This window comes from Porphyrobacter sp. MBR-49 (genome assembly GCF_053628655.1).
Window position 1 is genome coordinate 150293 of record NZ_JBRJGU010000007.1, and the last position, 21564, is coordinate 171856.

A 21564-nucleotide genomic window follows, 5' to 3' on the forward strand; every position below is an offset into this window, starting at 1 on the left:
GTCCCTTGCGGGGACGGCGCGAGGGCGGGGGTTAATGCCCGTGTTTGCCCGACCCGCGCCCGCCGCGCCGCGAAAATGCGTTCCGCCTTACTGCGGAATGGTCGTCGCAGCCGGGCCAGCGCGGGCCGCAGCATAATCGGCTTCGGATTGTCGCATCGCAATCTTGCCGTCGGCGATCATCTGTTGCGCCTTGGACTGGTCGGCCTCGGCCTTGGCCAGTTTCTTGCGGGCGTCGGCGATTCTGTCGCTGCTTTTCGCGCTCAGCTTTTCGCCATCGCGAACCGATTTGTCTCCGGAAGACCAAGCGTTGCCATATTGCGTAATTTCACCGCCGCGCTCGGAGATGCGTTCGCCCGCGTTCATCGATGAACTCGCTGACCCCGCACAAGCGGCCAAGCCCATCGTCAGAAGAGCAAAAGTCGCAATTTCGGTGAACTTTTTCATCGTATAATCCTTTCTTGCCGACCGACCGCAAAGGCATGTCGGGCTGGCGTTCAATCGACAAAGGGGAATACCGATGAATATTGAGAGAGCCTAAGCTTGGTCTCTAAATGGTGATGACTGGCGAAAATACAACCTGCACTAATGATATAATAAGCTGGAGAAAGTATCCGACGTCAAATATTGTCGATTATTTCGCCCGTATAACCCCGAACAGATCATGCGCGTCGGCGTCCTCGATCATGGCGGTGACGATATCGCCGGGGGCAAGGGTTTCGGGCACGTTGCGCAAATACACCGCGCCGTCGATCTCAGGCGCATCCGCCCGACTGCGGCCGGTCGCGCCTATGTCGCCATCCTCGTCCGGTTCGCCAACATCGTCGATGATGACAGGCAAGCTGCGACCGACCTTGGCGGCAAGCTTGGCGGCGCTGATCCGTTCGCTCACCTCCATGATCCGGGCGTAGCGTTCTTCCTTGATGCTTTCGGGCACCGGATCGGGCAGGTCATTGGCCGCCGCGCCTGCGACCGGTTCAAACCGGAACGCGCCGACCCGATCAAGCTGGGCTTCCTCCAACCAATCGAGCAGGTAGCGGAAATCGTCCTCGGTCTCTCCGGGAAAGCCAACCACGAAAGAGCTGCGGATCGCGATATCGGGGCAGATGGCGCGCCACGATTTCAGCCGTTCGAGCACCTTTGCCTCGTTCGCGGGGCGCTTCATCGCCTTCAACACCTTGGGCGCGGCGTGCTGAAACGGGATATCGAGATAGGGCGTCAGCAGCCCTTCGGCCATTAACGGGATGACCTGATCGACGTGGGGATAGGGATAGACATAGTGCAGCCGCACCCACGGCGCGGTGCCTTCGGGCGTGCGCAGCCCGCCCAATTCGCGCGCCAGATCGGTCATGTGAGCGCGCACTTCGCGGCCCTTCCACAGGCGCGGTTCGTGGCGGATATCGACGCCATAGGCGCTGGTATCCTGACTGATCACCAACAGCTCGCGGGTACCCGCCGCGACCAGCTTTTCCGCTTCACGCAAGCACGCATCGATCCGGCGGCTGGCGAGTTTTCCGCGCAATTGCGGGATAATGCAGAACGCGCAGGAATGGTTGCAGCCCTCGGAAATCTTGAGATAACTATAATGGCGCGGGGTCAGCTTGATATCCGGCTGTGGTATCAGGTCGACAAACGGGCCTTGGCTGGGCGGGGCGTGGGTGTGCACGGCTTCGACCACGGCTTCGTATTGGTGCGCGCCGGTGATCGCCAACACGCTCGGATGCGCGGCACGGATCGCGTCGGCTTCTTCGCCCATGCAGCCGGTCACAATCACGCGTCCATTTTCAGCGATAGCCTCGCCAATCGCGGCGAGGCTTTCTTCCTTGGCCGAATCGAGGAACCCGCAGGTGTTGACCAGCACCACGTCGGCACCGGCATAATCGGCGCTCATCGCATAGCCATCGGCGCGCAGCCGGGTGAGGATACGTTCGGAATCGACGAGCGCTTTGGGACAGCCAAGGCTGACCATACCGATGCGCTTCTGTTCGGCCAGAACGGTGGGCTTTGTGGTGGGAGCTGTGGTCATAATCGGCGCGCCCCTACACCTTGTGCGCACATCGCGCCAGAATATCCTCGCTCTTGCGGCCCAAAGGCCAGTGTTCCGCATCCTCGCAGGCTTGACGGGGATCGGGTTCAACGGGCATTAAAGCGGGATGATCACCAAGCTCTTTACCGAACATCCGCGTTCCATTGGCGAAACCTATGGCCAGCACGCCCGCACCGCGATGAGCTTTGGCTGGCGAATGGTAATCGGCGGGTTTGCCTGCATGGCCCATGCCGTGGTTCCGGGCCTGTTCGTTAAGACGGCCAGCCGCACCGTTGTGCAGCTCGATGCGGAAATGCGTGGCCGCAAGCCTTCGCCCGACGCCGAGGAATTCAACTACGTCATCTGAGCGCCCGGCTGGCAGGCATGGCAGCGATGGGCGGAGCGGTTCGGATGTTTCGCTGATCTTGGATCAGATCGGTTCATCGCCTTCGTTGCCAATGGTCGGGACGATTTCCACCACCACATCGCCCGGCTGGAGCGTTTGGCATTCGTCCTCCCAGAAGCCGATGGCGCGGCCATTGCGGTAGATGCGCAGACCCTGACCGCCGGTTTTCAGATCGGTGATCGGCAAGCCGCACTCGGCCTCGCTCACCACCCGTTCGACCAGTTGTACCCGCCCGCTAACACTGGCGAGATCGGCAAGGTAATCGGCAATGTGTGCGCCTTTGACGCTGCCCGCTAGCAATAGCCCGGTGAATCGCACCGGGTTGATGACATTGTTTGCCCCCGCCTGCCGGGCCAGCAATTCATTGTCATCGGCGCGCACCACTACGCTGATCGGCACATCGGGCGCGAGGTGGCGCACGGTCAGCACGATCAGGATCGAGGTATCATCGCGCCCGGCTGATACCAGCACGCTTTGCGCCTCGGCGATGCGCACCGCTTTCAGCGTTTCGTCGCGTGTCGCATCGGCGGCCATCACGTTCACGCCCAGCTTCTCAGCCTCGGCCAGCCGATCCTCGCTCGGTTCGACCACAACGATCCGGCGCGGATCAATGCCGCGTTCGATCAGCTCACCCACGCTCTGCGATCCGGATACGCCGTAGCCCAGCACCACCACGTGATCGCTCAGCTGTTCCTGTATGCGGGCCATACGCCATTTCTCCCAGCTGCGTTTGATAACGAAATCGTAGGCCGCGCCCACGAAGATAAAGAGCACCGCGATCCGCACCGGGGTGACGATCACCGCTTCGACCAGCCGCGCCGAATTGCTGACCGGGGCAATGTCACCAAAGCCTGTGGTAGTGACCGATATCATGGTGAAATAGACCACATCGAGAAAGCTGATGTGGCCATCGACATGGTCGACAAGCCCATCGCGGTCCAGCCAGTGGATCAGGATGACCATCCCCAGCAGCCCGAACGCCAGGCCAAGTCTCAGGCCGACATCGCCCCAAACGGGGATCCTGACCGCGCGTCGCAGCGGCTGAAACTGATCAGCCAGCTTTGCCTTGCGCTTGAACGGGTTGCGCGTCGGTTTGTCCGTAGCCATCGGCTCGCCTCTGCCTTTAATCCGCGAACCGTTCGGCAAGGATGCCGATGGTCGAATAATGGGTCAGATCAAGCTGCAACGGCGTCACCGCGACATAGCCATCATCAATTGCTTCCAGATCGGTGCCGTGATCCATCGTGTGTTCGATCGGATCCAGCCCGAACCAGAAATAGCGATAGCCGCGCGGGTCGCGCCCTTCGACGATGCTGCCGCGCGAATAATCGTGGAAGCCCTGGCGCACCACGCGGATGCCCTTGACCTGTTCTGGCGGGAGCGCGGGGAAATTGACGTTGATCAGCGTGCGTTCGGCCAGCGGCGCATCGATCAGCGGAGCCAGCACCTTCGTCCCCCATTCGCGCGCCGCGCCGAACGGCACGTCATAACCCATGCCTTCGCGGGCATAGACCTGGCTGAAGGCAACCGATCGGATACCCGCCAGCGCGCCCTCAATCGCGGCGGAGACGGTACCGGAATAAGTAATGTCATCGCCCAGGTTCGCCCCGCGGTTGACGCCGGACAGGATCAGATCGGGGGGCGATGGCATCACCGTGCGCAGCCCCATCATCACGCTGTCGGTCGGCGTGCCGGTAACAGCAAAACGCCGTTCGCCCAGCGTGTTGAGCCGAACCGGGCGCGTCAGCGTAAGCGAATGGCCCGCGCCCGATTGTTCTTCTGACGGGGCGCAGATCCAGATGTCATCGGAAAACTGGCGCGCGATTTCCTCCAGCACCTTGAGGCCGGGGGCGTGCACGCCGTCGTCATTGGTGAGGAGGATTCTCATGCCTCACCTCCAACTTCGTCATGCTGAACTTGTTTCAGCATCCATTTGTCCTTTCGCGCGCGGTTTGGTGGGGCAAGATGGACCCTGAAACAAGTTCAGGGTGACGAATTAAGGTCAATTGGGCGAGATAACGCTCACCCCGCCCATATAGGGTAGCAATGCGTCAGGCACGGTCACGCTGCCATCCGCGTTTTGGCAATTTTCGATCACCGCCACCAGCGTGCGCCCGACCGCGAGGCCCGAGCCGTTGAGGGTGTGGACGAATTCGGTCTTTTTCTGCTCCCCTGCAACGCGATAACGGGTGTTCATCCGCCGCGCCTGAAAATCACCGGTGTTCGAACAGGAGCTGATTTCGCGATAAGCGCCCTGTCCGGGCAGCCAGACTTCCAGATCATAGGTCTTGCGCGCGCCAAAGCCCATGTCGCCGGTGCAGAGTAGCAGCTTGCGATAGGGCAGGTTCAGGCGTTCGAGGATCGTTTCAGCGGCGCGCACCATGCGCTGGTGCTCAGCCTCGGAGTTTTCGGGCCGCACGATGCTGACGAGTTCGCACTTTTCGAACTGGTGCTGGCGAATGAAACCCCGCGTATCGCGCCCCGCCGCACCCGCTTCGGAGCGGAAGCACAGCGTAAGTGCGGTGAGGCGCATGGGCAGGGCGGCCTCGTCGAGCAATTCGCCCATCACGCTGGCGGTGAGGGGGACTTCGCTGGTGGGGATGAGCCAGCGCTGGGTCATTCCACCAACGTCAGCTTGCTCCAACCATCGCGTGATGAATTTCTGACGATCAAGGGCTCCGCTTTCAGTCCAAAGCAAAGCTGGTCCTTCAGCTTGCTCCAGAGCCTCATATGCTTTGCCAATTTGCCCAGCGAAGAACTCTAAGTAGTTCAGATGGGTGTTAAAGCTATCCCCCGCGAACTTCGGCAGCTTGTCGGTGCCATACATCGCCTCGTCCTTGACCAGCACCGGCGGGTTGCATTCTTCGTAGCCGTGCTCGCGGGTCTGGACGTCGAGCATGAATTGCCCAAGCGCGCGGTGCAGGCGGGCCACGTCGCCGCGCAGGAAGGTGAAGCGCGCGCCCGAAAGCCGCGCCCCGGTTTCAAAATCCATGCCGAGGGCAGGGGCAATATCGGCGTGTTCGCGCGGCGTGAAGTCGAACTCTCGCGGGGTGCCCCAGCGGGCAACCTCGACATTATCCTCCTCGCCTGCGCCATCGGGCACATCGTCGGCGGGCAGGTTGGGGATGATCTCCAGCGCTTCTTTCAGCTTTGCGGCTAATTCATCAGCGCGCGCCTCCAAAGCGGGCATTGCGTCCTTGATCGAAGCAACTTCGGCCTTCAGCGCCTCGGCTGCGTCCTTGTCACCCTTGGCCATTGCCGCACCGATCAGTTTTGACGCTTCGTTGCGGCGGCTTTGCGCGACCTGCACCTGCGTCATCACCGCGCGGCGTTCTTCGTCGAGCGCGATCAGCGCATTGGCCTGCGGATCGGCCCCGCGCCGCGCCAGGGCGGCATCAAAGGCTGTCGGATTATCTCTGATCCATTTGATATCATGCATGACGCGGCGCTATGCCTGTTCAGGCCGATCAAGGGAAGGTGCAAAAGCCGGGGAACCGGGCAGCCTCGCCCACCGTTCAGATAACAGGAGGAAATGGATATGATCCGCAAAATGATTGGCGCTGCGATTGGCGCTCGCGTGGCCAAGGGGCATCCTGCGCTTGGCGGCGCAACCGGCGCGTTTGTGGCGACGGCGGTGCCGTTCGTGGTTTCGCGCTTCAGCTTTCCGGCAATGGTGGCGCTGGGTGTCGGCGGTTATGTCGCCAAACGTTTTCTCGACCAACGCCAGCAGGCTGAAGAGAGCACATCGGATACGGAATAAAGCCAGCGGGCGGATCGGCATATCGCCCATCCGCCCGCCGGACAGAGTTCAGAAATTGACCTGCGCGGTTACGAACACCCGGCGCGGATCGCCGAAGAACCCGGTCAGCGTGCCTTCGCGGCCCAGCGTCGGGATGAACGGCGCACCGCCAACCCCGCCCGCCACGAAGTTAAAACCGGAAACGATATATTCCTTGTCGAACAGGTTTTTGCCGTGAACGCCGATGGAGAACAATCCGCTATCCGCGGTGTAAACCACACTGGCATCGACCAGCACGAACCCATCCTGATCGAGGAACGCGTTGCGTGTTTCAAACTGGCTGGCATCCGACCGCAGCGAGGCAAGCCCGATCAGGTCCACCACCCCGCTGGCCACCGGCACGCCCATGTTGAACCCCATATGCGCTGTGACGTCGGGGGTGTTCTGGAACACGCGCTGGTCGGCAACGTCCACGCCGAATGCGTCGATGAAGGTGTTGAACTTGGCATCGAGATAGCCCAGCGACCAGTTGATGCTGAACCGGCTGCCTTCACCGGCAAAATCCTTTCCGATCAGTGCATTGCCTTCAAATTCGATCCCGTTGACATCGGCGCTGGCGGCGTTGGAGGTGATGCCGATAAAGCTTTCATTGGTGCCATCATTATCGCCGTCGAACCCGACCGATCCGGGGATCTGGACATTATCATACTGGCCGAGGAACCCGGCGATGCTGATGTTCACCCGGTTATCGAACAATGATGCTTTCCAGCCGAGTTCGAAGCTGTCGACCTTTTCAGGATCGAAACTCATGAAATCGAACACTTCCTGCTCGGTGCAGGCCCCGCCTGCGCTGTTCCGGCAGGCCGTGGTCTGGCCGCGCGGATCAAACCCGCCGCCTTTGAATCCCTGCGAATAGGTGAAATAGAGGTTGTGATTGGCATTGGGCTGCCAGCTGATCGACGCGCGCGGGTTGAAATCTTCAAACGTCCGGCTGCCATTAAAATCGCTGGTCACCGCAATCGGGAAGCCTGCCCCGCCAAACAGATCGGAAAACCCGCCGAGGAAGGTGGTGCGCAGCACCCGGCTGGTGCGCTGGTCATTAGTATAGCGCCCGCCCACTGACACGCTGACCGTATCGGTCAGGTCATAAGTAAAATCGCCAAAGACTGACCAGGTTTCGGTATCGACATCGCCCAACGTCTGCGCGGTCAGGCCGGGCAGGGTGGTGAACAGCGCCACGTCAAACGCGGTGAAGGCGCTGGCATCAAGGTAGTAGAAACCCACTACGCCCGACAGATTGTCGCTTTCATACAAAAGCTGCAATTCCTGGCTGAACTGTTCGTTGTCGTAGAGCGCAGGCACATCAAGATCGACTGCGGGCAGGCTGTCGAAATCGATCGGTGTGGTTGACGAATCCTCGCGGTAGCCAGTGATTGATTTCAGCGTGATCGTGTCACTGACTTCGACCGCGATGTTGAGCGCGCCGCCGTAAGCTTCGACTTCCTGATCGACGATATTGAGACCCGCGCGGGTATCAAACACATCGTCAAGCACGGGTGCGCCGCTCAGCTGGCCGGGGATCAGGCGGTGGCCCTGTCGGGCTTCGCTGTTGTCCTTCACGTAATCGCCCGACAGGCGGATGAACACCGGCCCGTTGTTGAATTCAAGCGTGCCGCGCGCGGCCCAAACGTCCTTGTTGTAATTCTCGGTGCCCAGCGTGAGGTTGTCGCCAAACCCGCCGCGCGACAGCCGCGCCCCGCTCGCGCCGATCTTGAGGCTGTCGGTGATCGGCGTGGACGCAGTGACGATCAGATCGGCCTGATCATACGATCCATAGGTGCCGCGAATCTTCACGCTGGTGTCATCGGGCAATTTGGCGGTAACGTATTTGATCGCGCCGCCTATGGTGTTGCGGCCATAGAGCGTGCCCTGCGGCCCGCGCAGCACTTCGATGCGGTCCACATCATAGACATCAAGCACGGCAGCCTGCGGACGGTTAAGATATACGTCATCGACATACAGGCCGACGCCCGCTTCGAACCCGGCGACAGGATCCTGCTGACCCACGCCGCGGATAAAGGCAGAAAGCGTGGTGTTGGTGCCGCGGCTGACCTCCAGAGTGATGTTGGGCACCTGCTGGCCGATCTGGGTGATATCCTGAATGCCCTGCTTTTCCAGCGCTTCCCCGGTCAGCGCGGTGATCGACAGCGGCACGTCAATCATGCGTTCCTCGCGCCGGCGCGCGGTGACGATGATCACGCCGTCTTCGGCCCGTTCGCTGACGCTGGTGGCAGTGTCGGCGACCTCCTGAGCATGAGCAGGGGCGGCAAAAGTGGCAATTCCGGCGCATCCGGCAAGCAGCAGCGCACGGTGGCAAAGCATATTGGTCATGGGTTTTGTTCCTCTCCTCACCCTCAATCGCCAACTTGATATTGAAAGTTGAACCATGTTTCAAGTTAGGACTTGTGTGCCATGTGATGCAAGCGTAGCGAATGGTTCGAGGGAGGTGCCAATGGGCAACAGTCATGCGAGCAGGACACAGGTTGCAGATACAAGGAGAGCGACCGAATGCTGACCAAAGGCGCTGTGCCCGATGCCAAAACCCCGCGCACCGATCGCGGACGACGGACGCTACGCAAGCTGCTTGATGCGGCGGCGGAGGAGTTTGGCGAGAAAGGCTTTCACGAAGCCTCGGTCAGTTCGATCACCCGCCGTGCAGGCGTCGCGCTGGGCAGCTTCTACACCTATTTTGACAGCAAGGACGCATTGTTCCGCGCGCTGGTCGCCGACATGAGCGAGAAAGTGCGCACCAGCGCGCGTTCAGCACTTTCTGACGACATGGGCGCGCTGGAGATTGAGCGGGCGGCGCTCGCCGCATTCTTGCGGTTCGCAGCGGAACACAAGGAAATCTACCGCATCATCGACGAAGCGGAATTCGTCGATCCCGCCAGCTACCGTCAGCACTACGAAACCATCGCCGATCGCATCGCCGATCGCTTGCGCGCCGGAACGGCCAGCGGTGAATTGCGCGAGGGGCTGGGAGAGCTTGAGGCTTGGGCGGTGATGGGAATGAACGTGTTTGCGGGCCTGCGCTATGTCGTATGGGGTGAGTCCGAACTGCCGCCAGAAGACGTCGCGGCGGGGATCAATCGCTTGCTCGCTGAGGGCATTCGGCGCCGCTGAAGCCATGGCAGCACTCACCGTGCGCTTTTCATGCCGCGCGTCTGGCGCTAGGCCTGCTTCTCATGATCCTTGTCATCAATGCGCTCAGCAATGTTGAACACCTTGCCGCCTTGCGCGCGCGCATCGACCTGCTCGAATGGCGCGACGGGCGTGAGACGGCGGGCGGGGTTGCGCGTCAGGTGAAGCGCAACCTGCAAGCCGCGATGGGCACCACCGCCGGGCGCCGGGTGCAGGATGAATTGCTGCCGATCATCGCCGAAAACACTGTGATCAAAGCCGCAGCCCAGCCCCGGCGGTTCTCCCCGCTGATTATCAGCAAGACCGAGGTTGGCGGGCAATATGGCGCGCATGTCGATAATGCGCTGATGGGCAAAGGCTCCGCGCGCCTGCGCACAGACCTGTCGTTTACATTGTTTCTCACCCCGCCCAGCGAATATGATGGCGGCGAGCTGGTGATCCATGCGGCGGGCATGACCCAGGAAGTGAAGGGTGAGGCCGGCCATCTGGTGCTGTATCCGTCGGCCAGCATTCACGAGGTAAAGCCTGTCACACGCGGCACAAGGACCGTGTGCGTCGGGTGGATCGAAAGCGTGATCGCCGATCAGGCGCAACGCGACATGCTGTTCGATCTTGAAAACCTGCGCACTGTGCTGCGCCAGACGCTGCCCCTGCAATCGGCCGAACTGCTGACGCTCGACAAGACGATCGCCAACCTGTTGCGAATGTGGGCGCGCGCCTGAGCGTTTGGGCGAAGAGGTGTGCGAGGCAGTCGCTGGCGATGCGGATCGCAACGGCATAATCACAAAGCGCGCTCGGCATGCCCGTGCCGATGATCCGCAGGTTCGCTGCTCCTCTTCGAGGTGCCGATTGCCGAGCACTGGGTTCGGTTTGGGCAGATGTGCCGCATCGAACGAGGGAAGGAGCTCTGGGTGGACGTGTTCCGCAACGCGCCGGGGACCCACGACGCCAAGCACCTAATGACGAAAGAGCAGCACGGTGCCTTCGGCTTTATGTTGCTGGCGACCGATTGAGCGAGCGGCCGCGAAACTACCGCAAGCGCCGGGATGTATTCGACGATTCGGTGGAGACGGTGACGCGGCCGTGTCTCCGCTACCGTAGGCCCATCGAGAGCGAGGGGCCGCACCATCGCTTGTGCTACGGGTGCGCGAATAGCGACGTGAGCCCCTATGCGGTATGATGGCGATAGTCCGCTTTTCTCTTCAGCAGTCAATCTTGCGCGGGTTGTTCAGCCGAAGGCTTCAAAGTGCCAGCATTGACGGTTTTTGACGCTTTTAATGGTATGAACGGATAGGCAAGTGAAGCTAGGAATGTGGTCGGCACTGGATCGTCCACTCCATATTTTGGTGGACTTGTTTTCTCTTCCATTATTGCGGTGCCGAAAAGTAGGTCCCAAACTGGCAATTGGCCGGTGAAGTTCTTGTCATAGGCCTCCGCCACATTCGCGTGATGCCAATGATGGAAGGTGGGAGTCAGATATAGCCAGCGAAACGGTCCCCAGCTAACCTTGATGTTCGAGTGCTTTAGCAGCGAATGCCATGAGAATTGCGCGCTGAAGAGGAGCACCGCAGCAGCGCCGAAATCAAATAGGATAGCTAGGATAATGGCTCCGGAATTGGTGATGGCGGTATCGATAGGATGCGTCCTATGCGCAGCGATCCAGTCCATCTGCCGGATCGAATGATGGATGGAGTGGAATTTCCAGAGAACCGGGAATGTATGGAACAGGCGGTGCGCCCAGTAATAATAAAAATCCGCTGCGATGATCAGCAGTATCACGCGCGCCCAGAGAGGTTGCGACCGAACGAAAGCCTGCGCTGATTCGGGAATGAGGTTCCCTAAGAGGCCCACCACGAGGCTGATGTACAGACCTGCTAGGAGCATGATCATCAGCGCGCCCAGAAGCATATAAAGCAGATCAAGGCTGAGGTTTTCGCGAATGAACTTCTCACGCTTCACGCGCGGTAGGATGTGCTCAAGCGGCAAGAAAATCATCGCCGCACTGAGCAGAAACAGGATATGGTCTGCATAATTGTCGAGGAAGGTCATGGTGCAACCGCTTCCTTTGCTTCGAAACCGCCGGAGGTCCGAACCCTTTTGTTCGCGCGGTTCTTAATGATCAGGAACGGCTTTTCTATGCCGAAATGTAGAAGAATTGCTGCGGTATAGGCCAGCAGCAGATAAATCGCCCAAAACACGAGCGGATGCTGCTGCTGGCTCAAATAGGTTGCCATCGGGATTAGCGGAAAATGGACGAGATAGAGCGCATAGCTCAGACGCGCGTTCGTTCTAAAGAAAGGTTCTAACTTTAGTTTCTCGCCGTCCAGCGATGCGGCGCAAAGCAGCATGATGCCGAACAGCAACGCGAATATCGTTGGTTGCAACCATGCATCGTATCCGGTGATGCTGGCATAGAAATCATGCGAGCCGAGGACGAGCAGTAGGGCGCCGCCGCTTGCGGCCAGTCCGATGCCGGCGTTCGCCTTCGAGATCGACCAGCCCTTTGAAAGGATGAGCGCCGCCATGATGCCCACGACAAACCCTTCTAGCGACATGTGGAAAGGGCTTCGTAAAAGGTAGAAGAACTCCTCATAGCTAATCGGCTGATCGACGGCGGCCAAAGCCAATCCCCGACAAATGGGAGAGATCAGCAGCAGCGACGAACCCAATAATGCGCATTGGGTGATCGTCCTTGCCCTAACCATGAGTAGAATCACAAACGGCGCGAGAATGTAGAACTTCTCCTCGACACCAAGCGACCAGAAGACGACGTTGATGTCGGACCCGGTGTAATCCTGTAGGAACAGAAGGTGCGCGATAAAGCTTTCGCCGGGGGCGGAGCTGCTAATCGAGAAGCCCGGGAAGAAGCCCAGCATGCAGAGCAGCAGCACGACGTAGTAGGCCGGCACAATGCGTAAAATGCGGTCTCTGAAATACGCCGTGGGCCAAAGGGTTTTCCGCACTTCAAATCGCCGGATCAGTGCGCTGGCGATCAGATATCCCGAAAGGACAAAGAACAGGTCGACGCCAATCCAGCCATTGGCAAAAACATTGGAAAGAAAGTCACCCGATGGGGCCTGGCCTTCAATGCGCGAGCCATGCCTAAGCAAGACCAGAAATATCGCAAGTGATCGCAGCAGATCGAGCCACGGATTGTGACGATCTTGCTTCGCGAAAGAGAAATATTTGGCCCCCGTATATCGCATGATTCCCCGCAAAGGGATTTTCCCTAGGCTCCCTAATCCCGAGGGAATCGAATTTTGTCAACGTAGGTAATTGTCGCAGAGGCGCTGTGTCCCGCTCTAAGTCGCTTCTTAGATTCTCCGTTGAACATTTTCTGATCGGGGCCGAGGCGTTAAATACCCCTGCCGCTACACCTCGCGGGGTTAGTGGCATCATCTTTCCATATAGGTGTCTGAAAAGATGGTGGGCGCGACAGGGATTGAACCTGTGACCCCACCCGTGTGAAGGGTGTGCTCTACCGCTGAGCTACGCGCCCGTCCTCGGGGCCGAACAGCCCGGACAGGGGAGCGCCTTTACTGAGCGCCCACGCGCTTGGCAAGCGTTGCCGCTGGCTTCGCTTGGAATTTCTAATGGACCTTATGGCGCTGCCATCCATGCCAGCAAATTGAACAACGTGCTTTGATACTCGCGGCTGGTTTTCTCACGCCGGGATGGCGCGCTGACGCTCTCTGGGCATTCAAGGCAATAGGCCTGAATGCCGCCTGTGCCGAGCAACCGCTGTGCATCGCGCGTCAGACGGGCGGCGAGGTCGCCATTTCGCCGTGCGGTAAGGGCGAACATATCACCGCCCTGTGTCACCGGTGCTTTTGCCGCGTTGCTTGTCACCAACTGGCGGATCAGCGAATCGTAATTCTCGGCCTTGTCGCCAAGGAAAACCGGGTGCCATTCGCCCTCTTTCGCCCCTGCCTTGGCAGCGGCCCATGCCAGCGCATCTTGTAGCCCGCCAAACTCATCGACCAAGCCAAGCTGGCGCGCGGTGCCGCCATCCCATACGCGCCCGCCCGCGATGGCATCGACCTTGTCGACTGGCATCTTGCGCGCCTTTGACACCAGATTGAGGAAATCCGTGTAGCTTCCTCCGATCGAGGCTTGCAGGATCGCATCCATTTCTGGCGAGAAACCCGCGATGAAATCGGGTTGGCCGGACAGCGGCGTGGTGCGGACACCGTCCGCCGTGACCCCAAGGCGTGCGGCGCTTTGTTCAAAGGTCGGCACAACCGCGAACACCCCGATTGAACCGGTGATGGTTTCCGGCTGGGCAAAGATGCGGTCGCTCGACATCGATACCCAGTAACCGCCGCTTGCCGCGATGTTGGCGAAAGAGACGGCGACCGGGATCTTGCGGTCGCGGTGGCGCTGAATTGCTCGGCGGATTTCTTCCGAAGCGGTCACCGATCCGCCCGGCGAATCGACCCGCACCACCAGCGCGGCCAGATCATCGTCGAGCGCTTCGTCAAGAATGTCAGCGATGCGGGTACCCCCGGCAACGCCCGGCCCGGCCTCACCATCGACGATATCGCCTGCGATCGTGACGACGCCGATCGCTTTGCCCGCAGTGTCAGCGCCGACAGCGGCGAGGAATGCACCAAGGTCGCTTGCGGCGAAGCTGCCCGGCTTTTTGCTCCAGGTGTCCTTGCCCGCGATTTCGGCAACCCGTGCGCCGAATGCGGCGCGGTCGCCCAGCTTGTCGACCAGCCCGGCGGACAGCGCCGCCTTGGCCAGATCGCCGCCTGCACTGTCGATCCAGCCGACCGGGTCGCTGGTCACGCGGGCCAGCGCCAGCTTGGGGCGGGCCTTTTTCACATTGGCCTGCCATTCTTCCCACAACGCGCTGTAAACGCCGCCAACATTCGCGCGCGCTTCATCCGACATCGAGCTGCGCGAATAGGGCTCCACCGCCGATTTGAAATCGCCCGCACGGTAAACCCGGGCGTTGACGCTGAGTTTTTCGAGCAGTCCGGCGTAATAGAGATTGCTGCCGCCCGGCCCGGAAATTACCGCCAGCCCCTGCGGATCGAGCCACACCTCGCTGGCATGGGCGGCCAGCAGCAGGTGATCATCGGCATAGCCAAGCGCGTAGGTCAGCACCGGCTTTTTCGTCTTGCGCACCCGGTCCATCGCTTCACCGATTTCGGTGAGGTGCACCTGACCGCCGCCTAGAAACGTAGTGAGATCAAACACTACCGCCTTGATCCGATCGTCGCTCGCCGCCGCGTCGAGCGCGCGGACGAGATCACGGGCGCGGTATTCTTCGATCGGGGCACTGCCGGAAAGCAGCGCGGCGATGGGGTCAATTGCCGATTTTTCCTCAACCACCACCCCGCTAAGCTCGATCAACAGCGCGCCATCGCGAACCTGGCCGGGGCTGGGACGGGCCGAGAGGATGCCAAACAGCGCGACAAAGAACAGCAGCATGAACATGAGAACGAGAGCGTCCTTGATCCCGACGAGAACCTTCCACACTTTGCCGACAAAGCTCATTCAATCGTCCCTTTTTTCACGCTAGGCTGCTATCTAGGCGCTGATGCTGGCAACTTCCACGGGAAAGCGCCGCAGGAATGGGTTGAGCAGCGCACGACGCTCGACTAGGGGCTTGGTTCACGATGGATGCGCGCGATCATTCCCCCGCCACGGGCCGCTTTCCAGCGGGGAGGCTGGCGTTTCCGCATCGTGATCTGACCGCCATCGGCCAATTGCAGCGCCACGAAATTCTCTATCTGCTGCATGAGGCCGATCAATGGGTCGCGCTGAACCGGCAGAGCGCCAAGCACACCGATCTGCTGAGCGGCCTGACCATCATCAACGCCTTCTTTGAAAACTCCACCCGCACGCTGTTGTCGTTCGAGATCGCGGGAAAGCGGCTGGGGGCGGACGTGGTCAATATGCACGCCGCCACATCAAGCGTGAAGAAGGGTGAGACGCTGATCGATACCGCGATCACGCTTAATGCGATGCGCGCCGATGCGATTGTCATTCGCCACGGATCGTCGGGCGCAACCGGGCTGATTGCTGACAAGGTCGATTGCCCGGTTCTGAACGCGGGCGATGGCAGCCACGAACACCCCACGCAGGCGCTGCTCGATGCGCTGACATTGCGCCATGCCCTGCGCGAACGGGGCGATGGGGCGGAGGACTTCACCGGGCTGACAATCGTCATCTGCGGCGACATCCTGCATAGCCGGGTGGCGCGATCGAACATCCTGTGCCTGACCGCTCTTGGTGCCAATGTCCGGGTGTGTGCGCCGCCTGCGCTGATGCCCGCCGGGATTGAAGCGATGGGGGTGGAAGTATTCCACCACTTCGACGCCGCGCTTGAAGGCGCAGAGGTGGTGATGATGCTGCGCCTGCAATCCGAACGGATGAGCGGGCAATTCGTCCCCTCGGCGCGCGAATATCGCCATCTCTACGGGCTGACAGCCGAGCGGCTGGAGCGCGCTGCGCCCGGTACGCTGGTGATGCACCCCGGCCCGATGAACCGCGGGGTGGAGATCGATAGCGAAGTCGCCGACATGGCAGGGCGGTCGCTGATCACCCGGCAGGTGGAAATGGGCGTCGCGATCCGCATGGCGTGCCTCGACATCCTCACGCGGGAAGCGCGCGGGCTGGAGGGCTGGAGGGCATGAAGCAGGCGCGGCCTTTCACGATCACCAACGCGCAGATGGTCACCCCCGACGGTTTGGTGCACGGCGCGATCCGCTGCGCTGATGGCGTGATTATGGCGGTCGATGCGGATGTGAGTGCGCAAGATAGCGACGAGGTGATCGATGCGCGCGGACGGCTTGTCACCCCCGGTCTGGTTGATCTGGGCGTGTTCGCGGTCGACAAGCCCGCGTTTCATTTTGGCGGGATCACCCGCGCGGCGTTGATGCCCGATCAATCCCCGCCGCTCGATCTGCCGAGCCGGGTCAACTTCATCGCCAAAAGCGGCAAGCCCGATTTGTGGGTGCACCCGCTGGCTGCGGCAACGCGCGGTCTTGAGGGACGCGAGCTGGCGGAAATCGCGCTGATGCAGGATGCGGGCGCGCGCGGGATTGCCACCGGGCGGGGCTGGATCGCGGATTCAGGCGTGATGCTGCGGCTGTTGCAATATGCAGCGATGCTCGATCTGGTGGTGGTCACCCATGCCGAGGACGGCGGGCTGACCGGAGCAGCGGCGGCGACCGCTGGCGAGATTGCCACGCGGCTGGGCCTGCCCGCTGCGCCTGCCGAAGCCGAAGCACTGGCGATTGCGCGCGACATTGCGCTGGCTGAACTCGCAGGGGCGCGGTTGCATATCAGGCAGGTGACGACCGCGCGGGGCTTTGCGCTGGTCAAGGCGGCCAAGGCGCAGGGCGTCTCAGTGACCTGCGGGATCACGCCCGCGCATTTCATGCTGTCGGATCTTGCGACCGCCGATTTCCGCACCTTCACCCGTCTGTCGCCGCCTTTGCGCAGCGAGGCAGACCGGCAGGCGGCGTTGAGCGCGATTGCGGACGGCGTCGTTGATGTAATCGCCAGCGGCCACGATCCGCGCGGGGCCGAAGATAAGCGTCTGCCATTCGCCGATGCCGCGCCGGGCATGGCCGGGGCCGAAACGCTGCTGCCGTTAACGCTAACATTGGTGCGCGACGGGGTGATCGACATGACCCGCGCTTTTGATCTCCTCGCCCGCAATCCCGCGCGGTTGCTGGGCGTTTCAGCGGGCGAACTGGCGGCGGGGCTGGAGGCTGACCTTGCGCTGATTGATCCCGAAGCGCCGTGGATCATCGACCGCCGCAAGATGGAGGCCACAGCCGACAACACCCCGTTTGACCGGCAGGGGGCACAAGGCCGGGTGCTGCGCCTGTGGAAGGGCGGCGTTGCGTTAAGCGCATAAGAAAAACTCCCGGAAAGCGCGGAGCCTTCCGGGAGGAGTTTCGCTGACTGTTTCCAGGGACCGCTTTATACCAAAGTGCGATGAGCCCCGCCGCATCGGACTTTGGTTAAGCCCGTGCGGCGTTTGAGCATCTCCAGCGCGTGATGCAGCAGCATCTTAGCTCGCTGGAATTAGCGTGCGCGCGATGCCATCCGCACGTCGCGCTTTACCGCGCCAGCAGGTGGGCTTGATGCGGCATAGGCAAAGCAGCCGCGCCCAGCCGACTTGACCGATGAACACAGGCTTTGCGCGCTCTTCGGGCCAAAGCCTTCGGCAGCGACGCGCCAGAAATTGCGCCCGTTCACCACCGCTTCGGTGATGACGAGATTGTGGTCCTTCAATTCGGGGAACTTGGCCTTGAGCACAGTCCAGCCGCGTTCAGCCTCAACCTTGCTGCTGTAGGAACCAAGCTGCACGAGATGCGAGGCTGCGCTCTTGTCGCTGGCGACTGGCGCGGGGGCGGCAGTCGCGGCCATGCGGCGCTGCGATGATGCAGCGGCCATGCGGGGGGCAGAGCGCGGGGCTGTGCGTTCGGCGCGGGCGGGCAATTGTTGCACCACCGGTCTCGAAACATAGCTGATGCGCGATGCGGGCCGAGATGCAGGGGCGTCTTCAAAGGCCTGAGCAAAGGTGGCGACCGGGGTCGGTTCTGCAGCGAGGGCGGGGGTGGGGGCTTCGGCGACCATTTCCGTTGGCGCTTGCGTAGCGGCCTCGGCAAACATCATCGCGTCGCTCGGGAAATTGGCGAGCGCAAGGCGCTGCGGCTGGCCTGCATCCATCTGCGGGGTCACATCCAGCAGGCTGGCAACGCGTTGCCGAAACTGTTCGGGCGCGGACATTGCGGCCCATTGGGTGAGGCGCTGGTCGAGCTGGTCAGCCGGGACATCTTCTGCCGCCATCACCCGCGCTGCACGCCAGTTGCCGGCAAGCGCATAGGTGTAGGCAAGGTTCTGGCGCAGCTTGGGCGAGACTTGGTCGCTGGCGCGCACGGCATTGATCAATACATGCACGCCACGTTCGGGTTCACCAGCCAATGCAAGCGCCAGTCCAAGATCAGCCGGATCGATCAGGTTGGCATATTCATCCAGCACTGCCGATGCCGAACGGCCTTCGCCCAGCGCAATCTTGGCGAGTGCGAAGCTTAGCACGGTGCGCGGGTTTTCATCGCCGAGATCAAGCGCATCGCCAAAGCTGGTTGCTGCCGACTGGAAACGCCCTGCCTCCATATAAGAAGCGCCCAGCAACGCGCGATAACCCGGGTTGCGCGGCTCGGCCAGCACAGCAGCTTCGGCGTGGGCAATGGCCTTGTCGACCTGGCCTTTGCCGAGCGCGTTCTGCGCGCTGGCGAACGACATGTCGGCCTTGGGCGCGGCCGAGGTGGTGCACCCCGCCAGCGCCAACCCTGCGAGCGCGGTCGAGACGGCAAGCGCGATACGCGGTGCTTGTCTGATGCTGCGGTCCATTGTCATTTCCCCGTTTTATTCTGCTGGTTCATTGTGTGGTTGCATGGGTGCGTGGTTGGTGCGCGGTCAGTGGCGTTTGAGGTGTTTGGCGATCACATCAAGCTCATCGACTTCGGCAAGCAATCTATCGAGCGCTTCGGTCACCAGCACTTGCGCGCTGATACCCTGCATGGTCGCGGCAAGACGCAGTTTCAGGTGGCGTTCCGCATCAAGCCGCAGGGTGAAAGCAGCGCGGCGACCTGATTGAGCCGCAGGAGTGCGTGGTTTCGATGTCGCGGCTGCAAGCACGGCAACTGGCGCTGCCCTGGAGAAGTCGGGTTCGTAACCGTCATCCTCGTTGTCGCAGTCAGGATTGCTGTCGTCCGGGCCGGTCATAGCAGCATCGGCGAGCACCCGTTCTTCGAGTCGGCGCTGATGGCGACGTATGATCGGGCCGGGGGTGTGTGTGACACCATTGGCTGTAATGTCGGCGTTGATCGGCACGATGTCGGCGCCGCCGTCGCCCTCGTGCCCGCCCATGTCGTTCCAGCCGAGGTCTTCGAGCTGGTCGTCGGGCAGCGCGGCGAGCGCTGAACCGTCTTGCGTCAGCGGTGCAAGCTGCGGGCGCATGGCTGGCTTTGCGCCACCCTTGCGGGCGAGCAAGGTCGGGCTGAGTGAGGCGAAACCGGGTTCGGACATAGCCTTGGCCCCCTTCGCTTACTGCGCTACCCGGCGGCCGAAACCACCAGCGGGACGCGGCACGCCGCCCATCTGCTGCGCCTGGCCATTGGGGGCCGGAGCAAACACGGTGCGACGGAAATTCTTTTCAAGCCGATCGGCAATGTAGCGCCACAAAGCCGTGATCTCGGCCGCGCTGCGGCTTTCGGGATCGACTTCCATCACCGTGCGCCCGTCGATCATCGAGGCGGCGAAATCGGTGCGGTGGTGGAGTGTGATCGGCGCCACGGTGCCGTGCTGTGACAGCGCGACCGCAGCTTCCGAAGTGATTTTGGCCTTGGGGGTGGCGCCATTGACGACAAACACCAGCGGCTTGCCCGCGCGTTCGCACAGGTCAACCGTTGCCCCAACAGCGCGCAAATCGTGCGGCGAGGGGCGAGTCGGCACGACGATCAATTCCGCCACACCGATAACCGACTGGATCGCCATCGTGATGGCCGGAGGTGTATCGATCACCGCCAGTTTGAAGCCCTGCTGACGCAGCACCTGCAAATCATTGGCTAGCCGCGATACGGTGGTTTGCGCGAAGGCGGGATATTCCGCCTCCCGCTCGTTCCACCAATCGGCGAGCGAACCTTGCGGGTCGATGTCGATCAGCACGACCGGGCCAGCGCCTGCGCGCTGGGCCTGGACGGCGAGATGTCCGGACAGGGTGGTCTTGCCCGATCCGCCTTTCTGCGATGCCAAAGCGAGTACACGCAACGCTTGGGTCCCCCTGGGTTGATCCGCTGCGGGCCGCCCTATTGCGGAACCTGACAACGGCTGGATGACCACGGGATCGCAGGATACCCCTAATTTTGGGTTAAGATCGGACGCCGGAGTGCAATCCAATTGGTTGGCGTTGCACAATTCCATCGTGTCCGGGCGAGGCCTCAATGCATTGCAACGGTTTGCTAACCATGTTTGGATTATGAGGAGGGCCATCGATCATGCCGCATCGCACGCAGCATCGCACAAGGCGGAAACAAGAGCACGGATGATGAAATCGAAGGTCACACAGAACATTGCAGGCATATCTGCCCGCACAGGGTTGAGCATCGCCGCATTGGCGCTGTTCGCTGGCCCGGCGTTGGCGGATGTCAAAGCAGGGGTCGACGCTTGGACAGCGGGCGACTTTACCCGCGCGGTTGCTGAATGGCAGGGCCCCGCGGCGGCTGGCGATGCCGATGCGGTGTTTAATCTGGCGCAGGCCTATCGCCTTGGGCGCGGGGTCGAGGCTGATAATTCCCGCGCGCGCCAGCTCTATGAAGAGGCAGCCCGGCTTGGCCATATCAAGGCTGCCGACAATTACGGGCTGATGCTGTTTCAGGAAGGCGAGCAGGAAAAGGCCATGCCGATGATCCGCGCCGCATCCGATCGCGGCGATCCGCGCGCGCAATATGTGCTTGGTCTGTCGCACTTCAATGCGGATTATGCCCCGCTCGATTGGGTGCGCGCCTATGCCTTGATGACGCTGGCGAATAGTGCGGGCCTGCCGCAGGCGCGCGATGCACTGGCACAGATGGATCAATATGTGCCCGCCGCTCAGCGCAGTCAGGCGCAGTCGCTCGCGCGGGAGTTGGAGGCTGGCGCAAGGGTGCAACGCGCGGCTGAACTCGCTGCGGCTGAACTCACAATGCGCCCGCCGGTGATTGCGGCTGCAAACCAGCCCGCCGCGCAACCTGCACACAGAACAACGCTGGCAGCGGCTGCCCCGGTTGCTGCTGCCGCACCTGCGCCCAAGCCCGCTGCGCGCCCGCAACCTGTTGCTGCGACCAAGCAGGGCACATGGCGGATCCAGCTGGGTGCTTTCGGGGTTGCGGCCAATGCCGATCGTATGTGGAACCAGCTTTCGGGCAATGCGGCGCTGGCCGGCACCAAGAAGACGCTTGTGCCCAGCGGCAAAGTCACCCGCCTGCTCGCCACCGGCTTTGCCAGCAAGGCCGAAGCCGCCCGCGCCTGTGCCGCACTTAAGCGGCAAGGAAAGGCCTGCCTTGTGGTGGGACAGCGTTAGCGCCCTGACCCCGTGCGCGCGACAACATCTGCACCGCGTCCCGCGCTGCTTGATCAAACGCAAAGGTCGCGCTTCCCAAGACCCCGAAATTTGCTAGTCTCCCG

Annotated in this window: 19 protein-coding genes and 1 tRNA gene; 7 read left to right on the top strand and 13 right to left on the bottom strand. The window is 61.5% G+C overall.

The features are described 5' to 3' along the window. Window positions 1-87: 87 nt before the first annotated feature. Both ACSSV3_RS11515 and rimO read right to left on the bottom strand, forming a co-directional pair. The gene (locus ACSSV3_RS11515; RefSeq protein WP_354325560.1) at window positions 88-444 is read right to left on the bottom strand and encodes a hypothetical protein; all 357 of its coding nucleotides are present in this window, start codon (window positions 442-444) and stop codon (window positions 88-90) included. 187 nt (window positions 445-631) lie between these two features. Continuing rightward, a complete protein-coding gene (gene rimO / locus ACSSV3_RS11520) occupies window positions 632-2023 on the bottom strand; it encodes a 30S ribosomal protein S12 methylthiotransferase RimO (protein WP_354325561.1) in 1392 nt (463 codons plus the stop codon). A 127-nt stretch (window positions 2024-2150) separates the two neighbouring features. On the opposite strand from rimO, the gene ACSSV3_RS11525 reads away from it, so the two are divergent. Beyond that, window positions 2151-2390, top strand: a complete 240-nt coding sequence (locus ACSSV3_RS11525; protein ID WP_354325562.1) for a DUF6356 family protein — start codon at window positions 2151-2153, stop codon at window positions 2388-2390. A gap of 63 nt (window positions 2391-2453) precedes the next feature. Here the strand turns inward: ACSSV3_RS11525 and ACSSV3_RS11530 are convergent, their stop codons facing one another. The 3 genes from ACSSV3_RS11530 to serS form a co-directional block, all read right to left on the bottom strand. After that, window positions 2454-3536: a potassium channel family protein gene (locus tag ACSSV3_RS11530; RefSeq protein WP_354325564.1), complete on the bottom strand. Its 1083-nt coding sequence runs from the start codon at window positions 3534-3536 to the stop codon at window positions 2454-2456. 16 nt (window positions 3537-3552) lie between these two features. After that, entirely contained in the window at window positions 3553-4317 is a 765-nt protein-coding gene (gene surE / locus ACSSV3_RS11535) for a 5'/3'-nucleotidase SurE (protein WP_354325566.1), read from the bottom strand. 114 nt (window positions 4318-4431) lie between these two features. Beyond that, window positions 4432-5868, bottom strand: a complete 1437-nt coding sequence (gene serS, locus ACSSV3_RS11540; RefSeq protein WP_354325567.1) for a serine--tRNA ligase — start codon at window positions 5866-5868, stop codon at window positions 4432-4434. A gap of 99 nt (window positions 5869-5967) precedes the next feature. Between serS and ACSSV3_RS11545 the strand changes: the two genes are divergently transcribed. Further along, complete coding sequence (locus ACSSV3_RS11545; RefSeq protein WP_354325568.1) at window positions 5968-6189, top strand: hypothetical protein; 222 nt, start codon at window positions 5968-5970, stop codon at window positions 6187-6189. A gap of 48 nt (window positions 6190-6237) precedes the next feature. On the opposite strand, the gene ACSSV3_RS11550 is transcribed toward ACSSV3_RS11545, so the two are convergent. Then, entirely contained in the window at window positions 6238-8559 is a 2322-nt protein-coding gene (locus tag ACSSV3_RS11550; protein WP_354325569.1) for a TonB-dependent receptor, read from the bottom strand. 177 nt (window positions 8560-8736) lie between these two features. Here ACSSV3_RS11550 and ACSSV3_RS11555 point away from each other — a divergent pair, with 177 nt between their 5' ends. Together ACSSV3_RS11555 and ACSSV3_RS11560 are read left to right on the top strand one after the other, a co-directional pair. Next, window positions 8737-9351: a TetR/AcrR family transcriptional regulator gene (locus ACSSV3_RS11555; RefSeq protein ID WP_354325571.1), complete on the top strand. Its 615-nt coding sequence runs from the start codon at window positions 8737-8739 to the stop codon at window positions 9349-9351. A gap of 62 nt (window positions 9352-9413) precedes the next feature. After that, entirely contained in the window at window positions 9414-10091 is a 678-nt protein-coding gene (locus ACSSV3_RS11560) for a Fe2+-dependent dioxygenase (protein ID WP_354325572.1), read from the top strand. Between the two features lie 487 nt (window positions 10092-10578). On the opposite strand, the gene ACSSV3_RS11565 is transcribed toward ACSSV3_RS11560, so the two are convergent. The 4 genes from ACSSV3_RS11565 to sppA form a co-directional block, all read right to left on the bottom strand. Then, entirely contained in the window at window positions 10579-11418 is an 840-nt protein-coding gene (locus ACSSV3_RS11565) for a sterol desaturase family protein (RefSeq protein WP_354325573.1), read from the bottom strand. Continuing rightward, window positions 11415-12587 (bottom strand): acyltransferase family protein, encoded by a 1173-nt coding sequence (locus tag ACSSV3_RS11570; RefSeq protein ID WP_354325575.1) that lies wholly within the window; start codon window positions 12585-12587, stop codon window positions 11415-11417. Before ACSSV3_RS11570 ends, ACSSV3_RS11565 begins: the two co-directional genes overlap by 4 nt. Window positions 12588-12793: 206 nt before the next feature. Then, window positions 12794-12868, bottom strand: a tRNA-Val gene (locus ACSSV3_RS11575). A gap of 101 nt (window positions 12869-12969) precedes the next feature. Further along, window positions 12970-14874: a signal peptide peptidase SppA gene (gene sppA / locus ACSSV3_RS11580; protein WP_354325576.1), complete on the bottom strand. Its 1905-nt coding sequence runs from the start codon at window positions 14872-14874 to the stop codon at window positions 12970-12972. 122 nt (window positions 14875-14996) lie between these two features. Here sppA and ACSSV3_RS11585 point away from each other — a divergent pair, with 122 nt between their 5' ends. Together ACSSV3_RS11585 and ACSSV3_RS11590 are read left to right on the top strand one after the other, a co-directional pair. Next, a complete protein-coding gene (locus ACSSV3_RS11585; protein WP_354325578.1) occupies window positions 14997-16016 on the top strand; it encodes an aspartate carbamoyltransferase catalytic subunit in 1020 nt (339 codons plus the stop codon). Continuing rightward, window positions 16013-17248, top strand: a complete 1236-nt coding sequence (locus ACSSV3_RS11590) for a dihydroorotase (RefSeq protein ID WP_354325579.1) — start codon at window positions 16013-16015, stop codon at window positions 17246-17248. Before ACSSV3_RS11585 ends, ACSSV3_RS11590 begins: the two co-directional genes overlap by 4 nt. Window positions 17249-17418: 170 nt before the next feature. Here the strand turns inward: ACSSV3_RS11590 and ACSSV3_RS11595 are convergent, their stop codons facing one another. The 3 genes from ACSSV3_RS11595 to ACSSV3_RS11605 all read right to left on the bottom strand — a co-directional run bounded on the left by ACSSV3_RS11595 (window position 17419) and on the right by ACSSV3_RS11605 (window position 20169). Then, complete coding sequence (locus ACSSV3_RS11595; protein ID WP_354325580.1) at window positions 17419-18750, bottom strand: tetratricopeptide repeat protein; 1332 nt, start codon at window positions 18748-18750, stop codon at window positions 17419-17421. Window positions 18751-18816: 66 nt separating this feature from the next. Next, on the bottom strand, window positions 18817-19428 hold the full coding sequence (locus ACSSV3_RS11600; protein ID WP_354325582.1) for a type II toxin-antitoxin system HicB family antitoxin: 612 nt from the start codon (window positions 19426-19428) through the stop codon (window positions 18817-18819). An 18-nt stretch (window positions 19429-19446) separates the two neighbouring features. Then, entirely contained in the window at window positions 19447-20169 is a 723-nt protein-coding gene (locus ACSSV3_RS11605) for a ParA family protein (RefSeq protein ID WP_354325584.1), read from the bottom strand. Between the two features lie 274 nt (window positions 20170-20443). Here ACSSV3_RS11605 and ACSSV3_RS11610 point away from each other — a divergent pair, with 274 nt between their 5' ends. After that, a complete protein-coding gene (locus tag ACSSV3_RS11610; RefSeq protein WP_354325586.1) occupies window positions 20444-21460 on the top strand; it encodes an SPOR domain-containing protein in 1017 nt (338 codons plus the stop codon). The last annotated feature ends 104 nt before the right edge of the window (window positions 21461-21564 follow it).

Bases quoted from the DNA above. Each gene is read 5' to 3' on its own strand.
- ACSSV3_RS11515 (WP_354325560.1), bottom strand. From the start codon at position 444: ATGAAAAAGTTCACCGAAATTGCGACTTTTGCTCTTCTGACGATGGGC.
- rimO (WP_354325561.1), bottom strand. From the start codon at position 2,023: ATGACCACAGCTCCCACCACAAAGCCCACCGTTCTGGCCGAACAGAAG.
- ACSSV3_RS11525 (WP_354325562.1), top strand. From the start codon at position 2,151: ATGATCACCAAGCTCTTTACCGAACATCCGCGTTCCATTGGCGAAACC.
- ACSSV3_RS11530 (WP_354325564.1), bottom strand. From the start codon at position 3,536: ATGGCTACGGACAAACCGACGCGCAACCCGTTCAAGCGCAAGGCAAAG.
- surE (WP_354325566.1), bottom strand. From the start codon at position 4,317: ATGAGAATCCTCCTCACCAATGACGACGGCGTGCACGCCCCCGGCCTC.
- serS (WP_354325567.1), bottom strand. From the start codon at position 5,868: ATGCATGATATCAAATGGATCAGAGATAATCCGACAGCCTTTGATGCC.
- ACSSV3_RS11545 (WP_354325568.1), top strand. From the start codon at position 5,968: ATGATCCGCAAAATGATTGGCGCTGCGATTGGCGCTCGCGTGGCCAAG.
- ACSSV3_RS11550 (WP_354325569.1), bottom strand. From the start codon at position 8,559: ATGACCAATATGCTTTGCCACCGTGCGCTGCTGCTTGCCGGATGCGCC.
- ACSSV3_RS11555 (WP_354325571.1), top strand. From the start codon at position 8,737: ATGCTGACCAAAGGCGCTGTGCCCGATGCCAAAACCCCGCGCACCGAT.
- ACSSV3_RS11560 (WP_354325572.1), top strand. From the start codon at position 9,414: ATGATCCTTGTCATCAATGCGCTCAGCAATGTTGAACACCTTGCCGCC.
- ACSSV3_RS11565 (WP_354325573.1), bottom strand. From the start codon at position 11,418: ATGACCTTCCTCGACAATTATGCAGACCATATCCTGTTTCTGCTCAGT.
- sppA (WP_354325576.1), bottom strand. From the start codon at position 14,874: ATGAGCTTTGTCGGCAAAGTGTGGAAGGTTCTCGTCGGGATCAAGGAC.
- ACSSV3_RS11585 (WP_354325578.1), top strand. From the start codon at position 14,997: ATGGATGCGCGCGATCATTCCCCCGCCACGGGCCGCTTTCCAGCGGGG.
- ACSSV3_RS11590 (WP_354325579.1), top strand. From the start codon at position 16,013: ATGAAGCAGGCGCGGCCTTTCACGATCACCAACGCGCAGATGGTCACC.
- ACSSV3_RS11595 (WP_354325580.1), bottom strand. From the start codon at position 18,750: ATGGACCGCAGCATCAGACAAGCACCGCGTATCGCGCTTGCCGTCTCG.
- ACSSV3_RS11600 (WP_354325582.1), bottom strand. From the start codon at position 19,428: ATGTCCGAACCCGGTTTCGCCTCACTCAGCCCGACCTTGCTCGCCCGC.
- ACSSV3_RS11610 (WP_354325586.1), top strand. From the start codon at position 20,444: ATGATGAAATCGAAGGTCACACAGAACATTGCAGGCATATCTGCCCGC.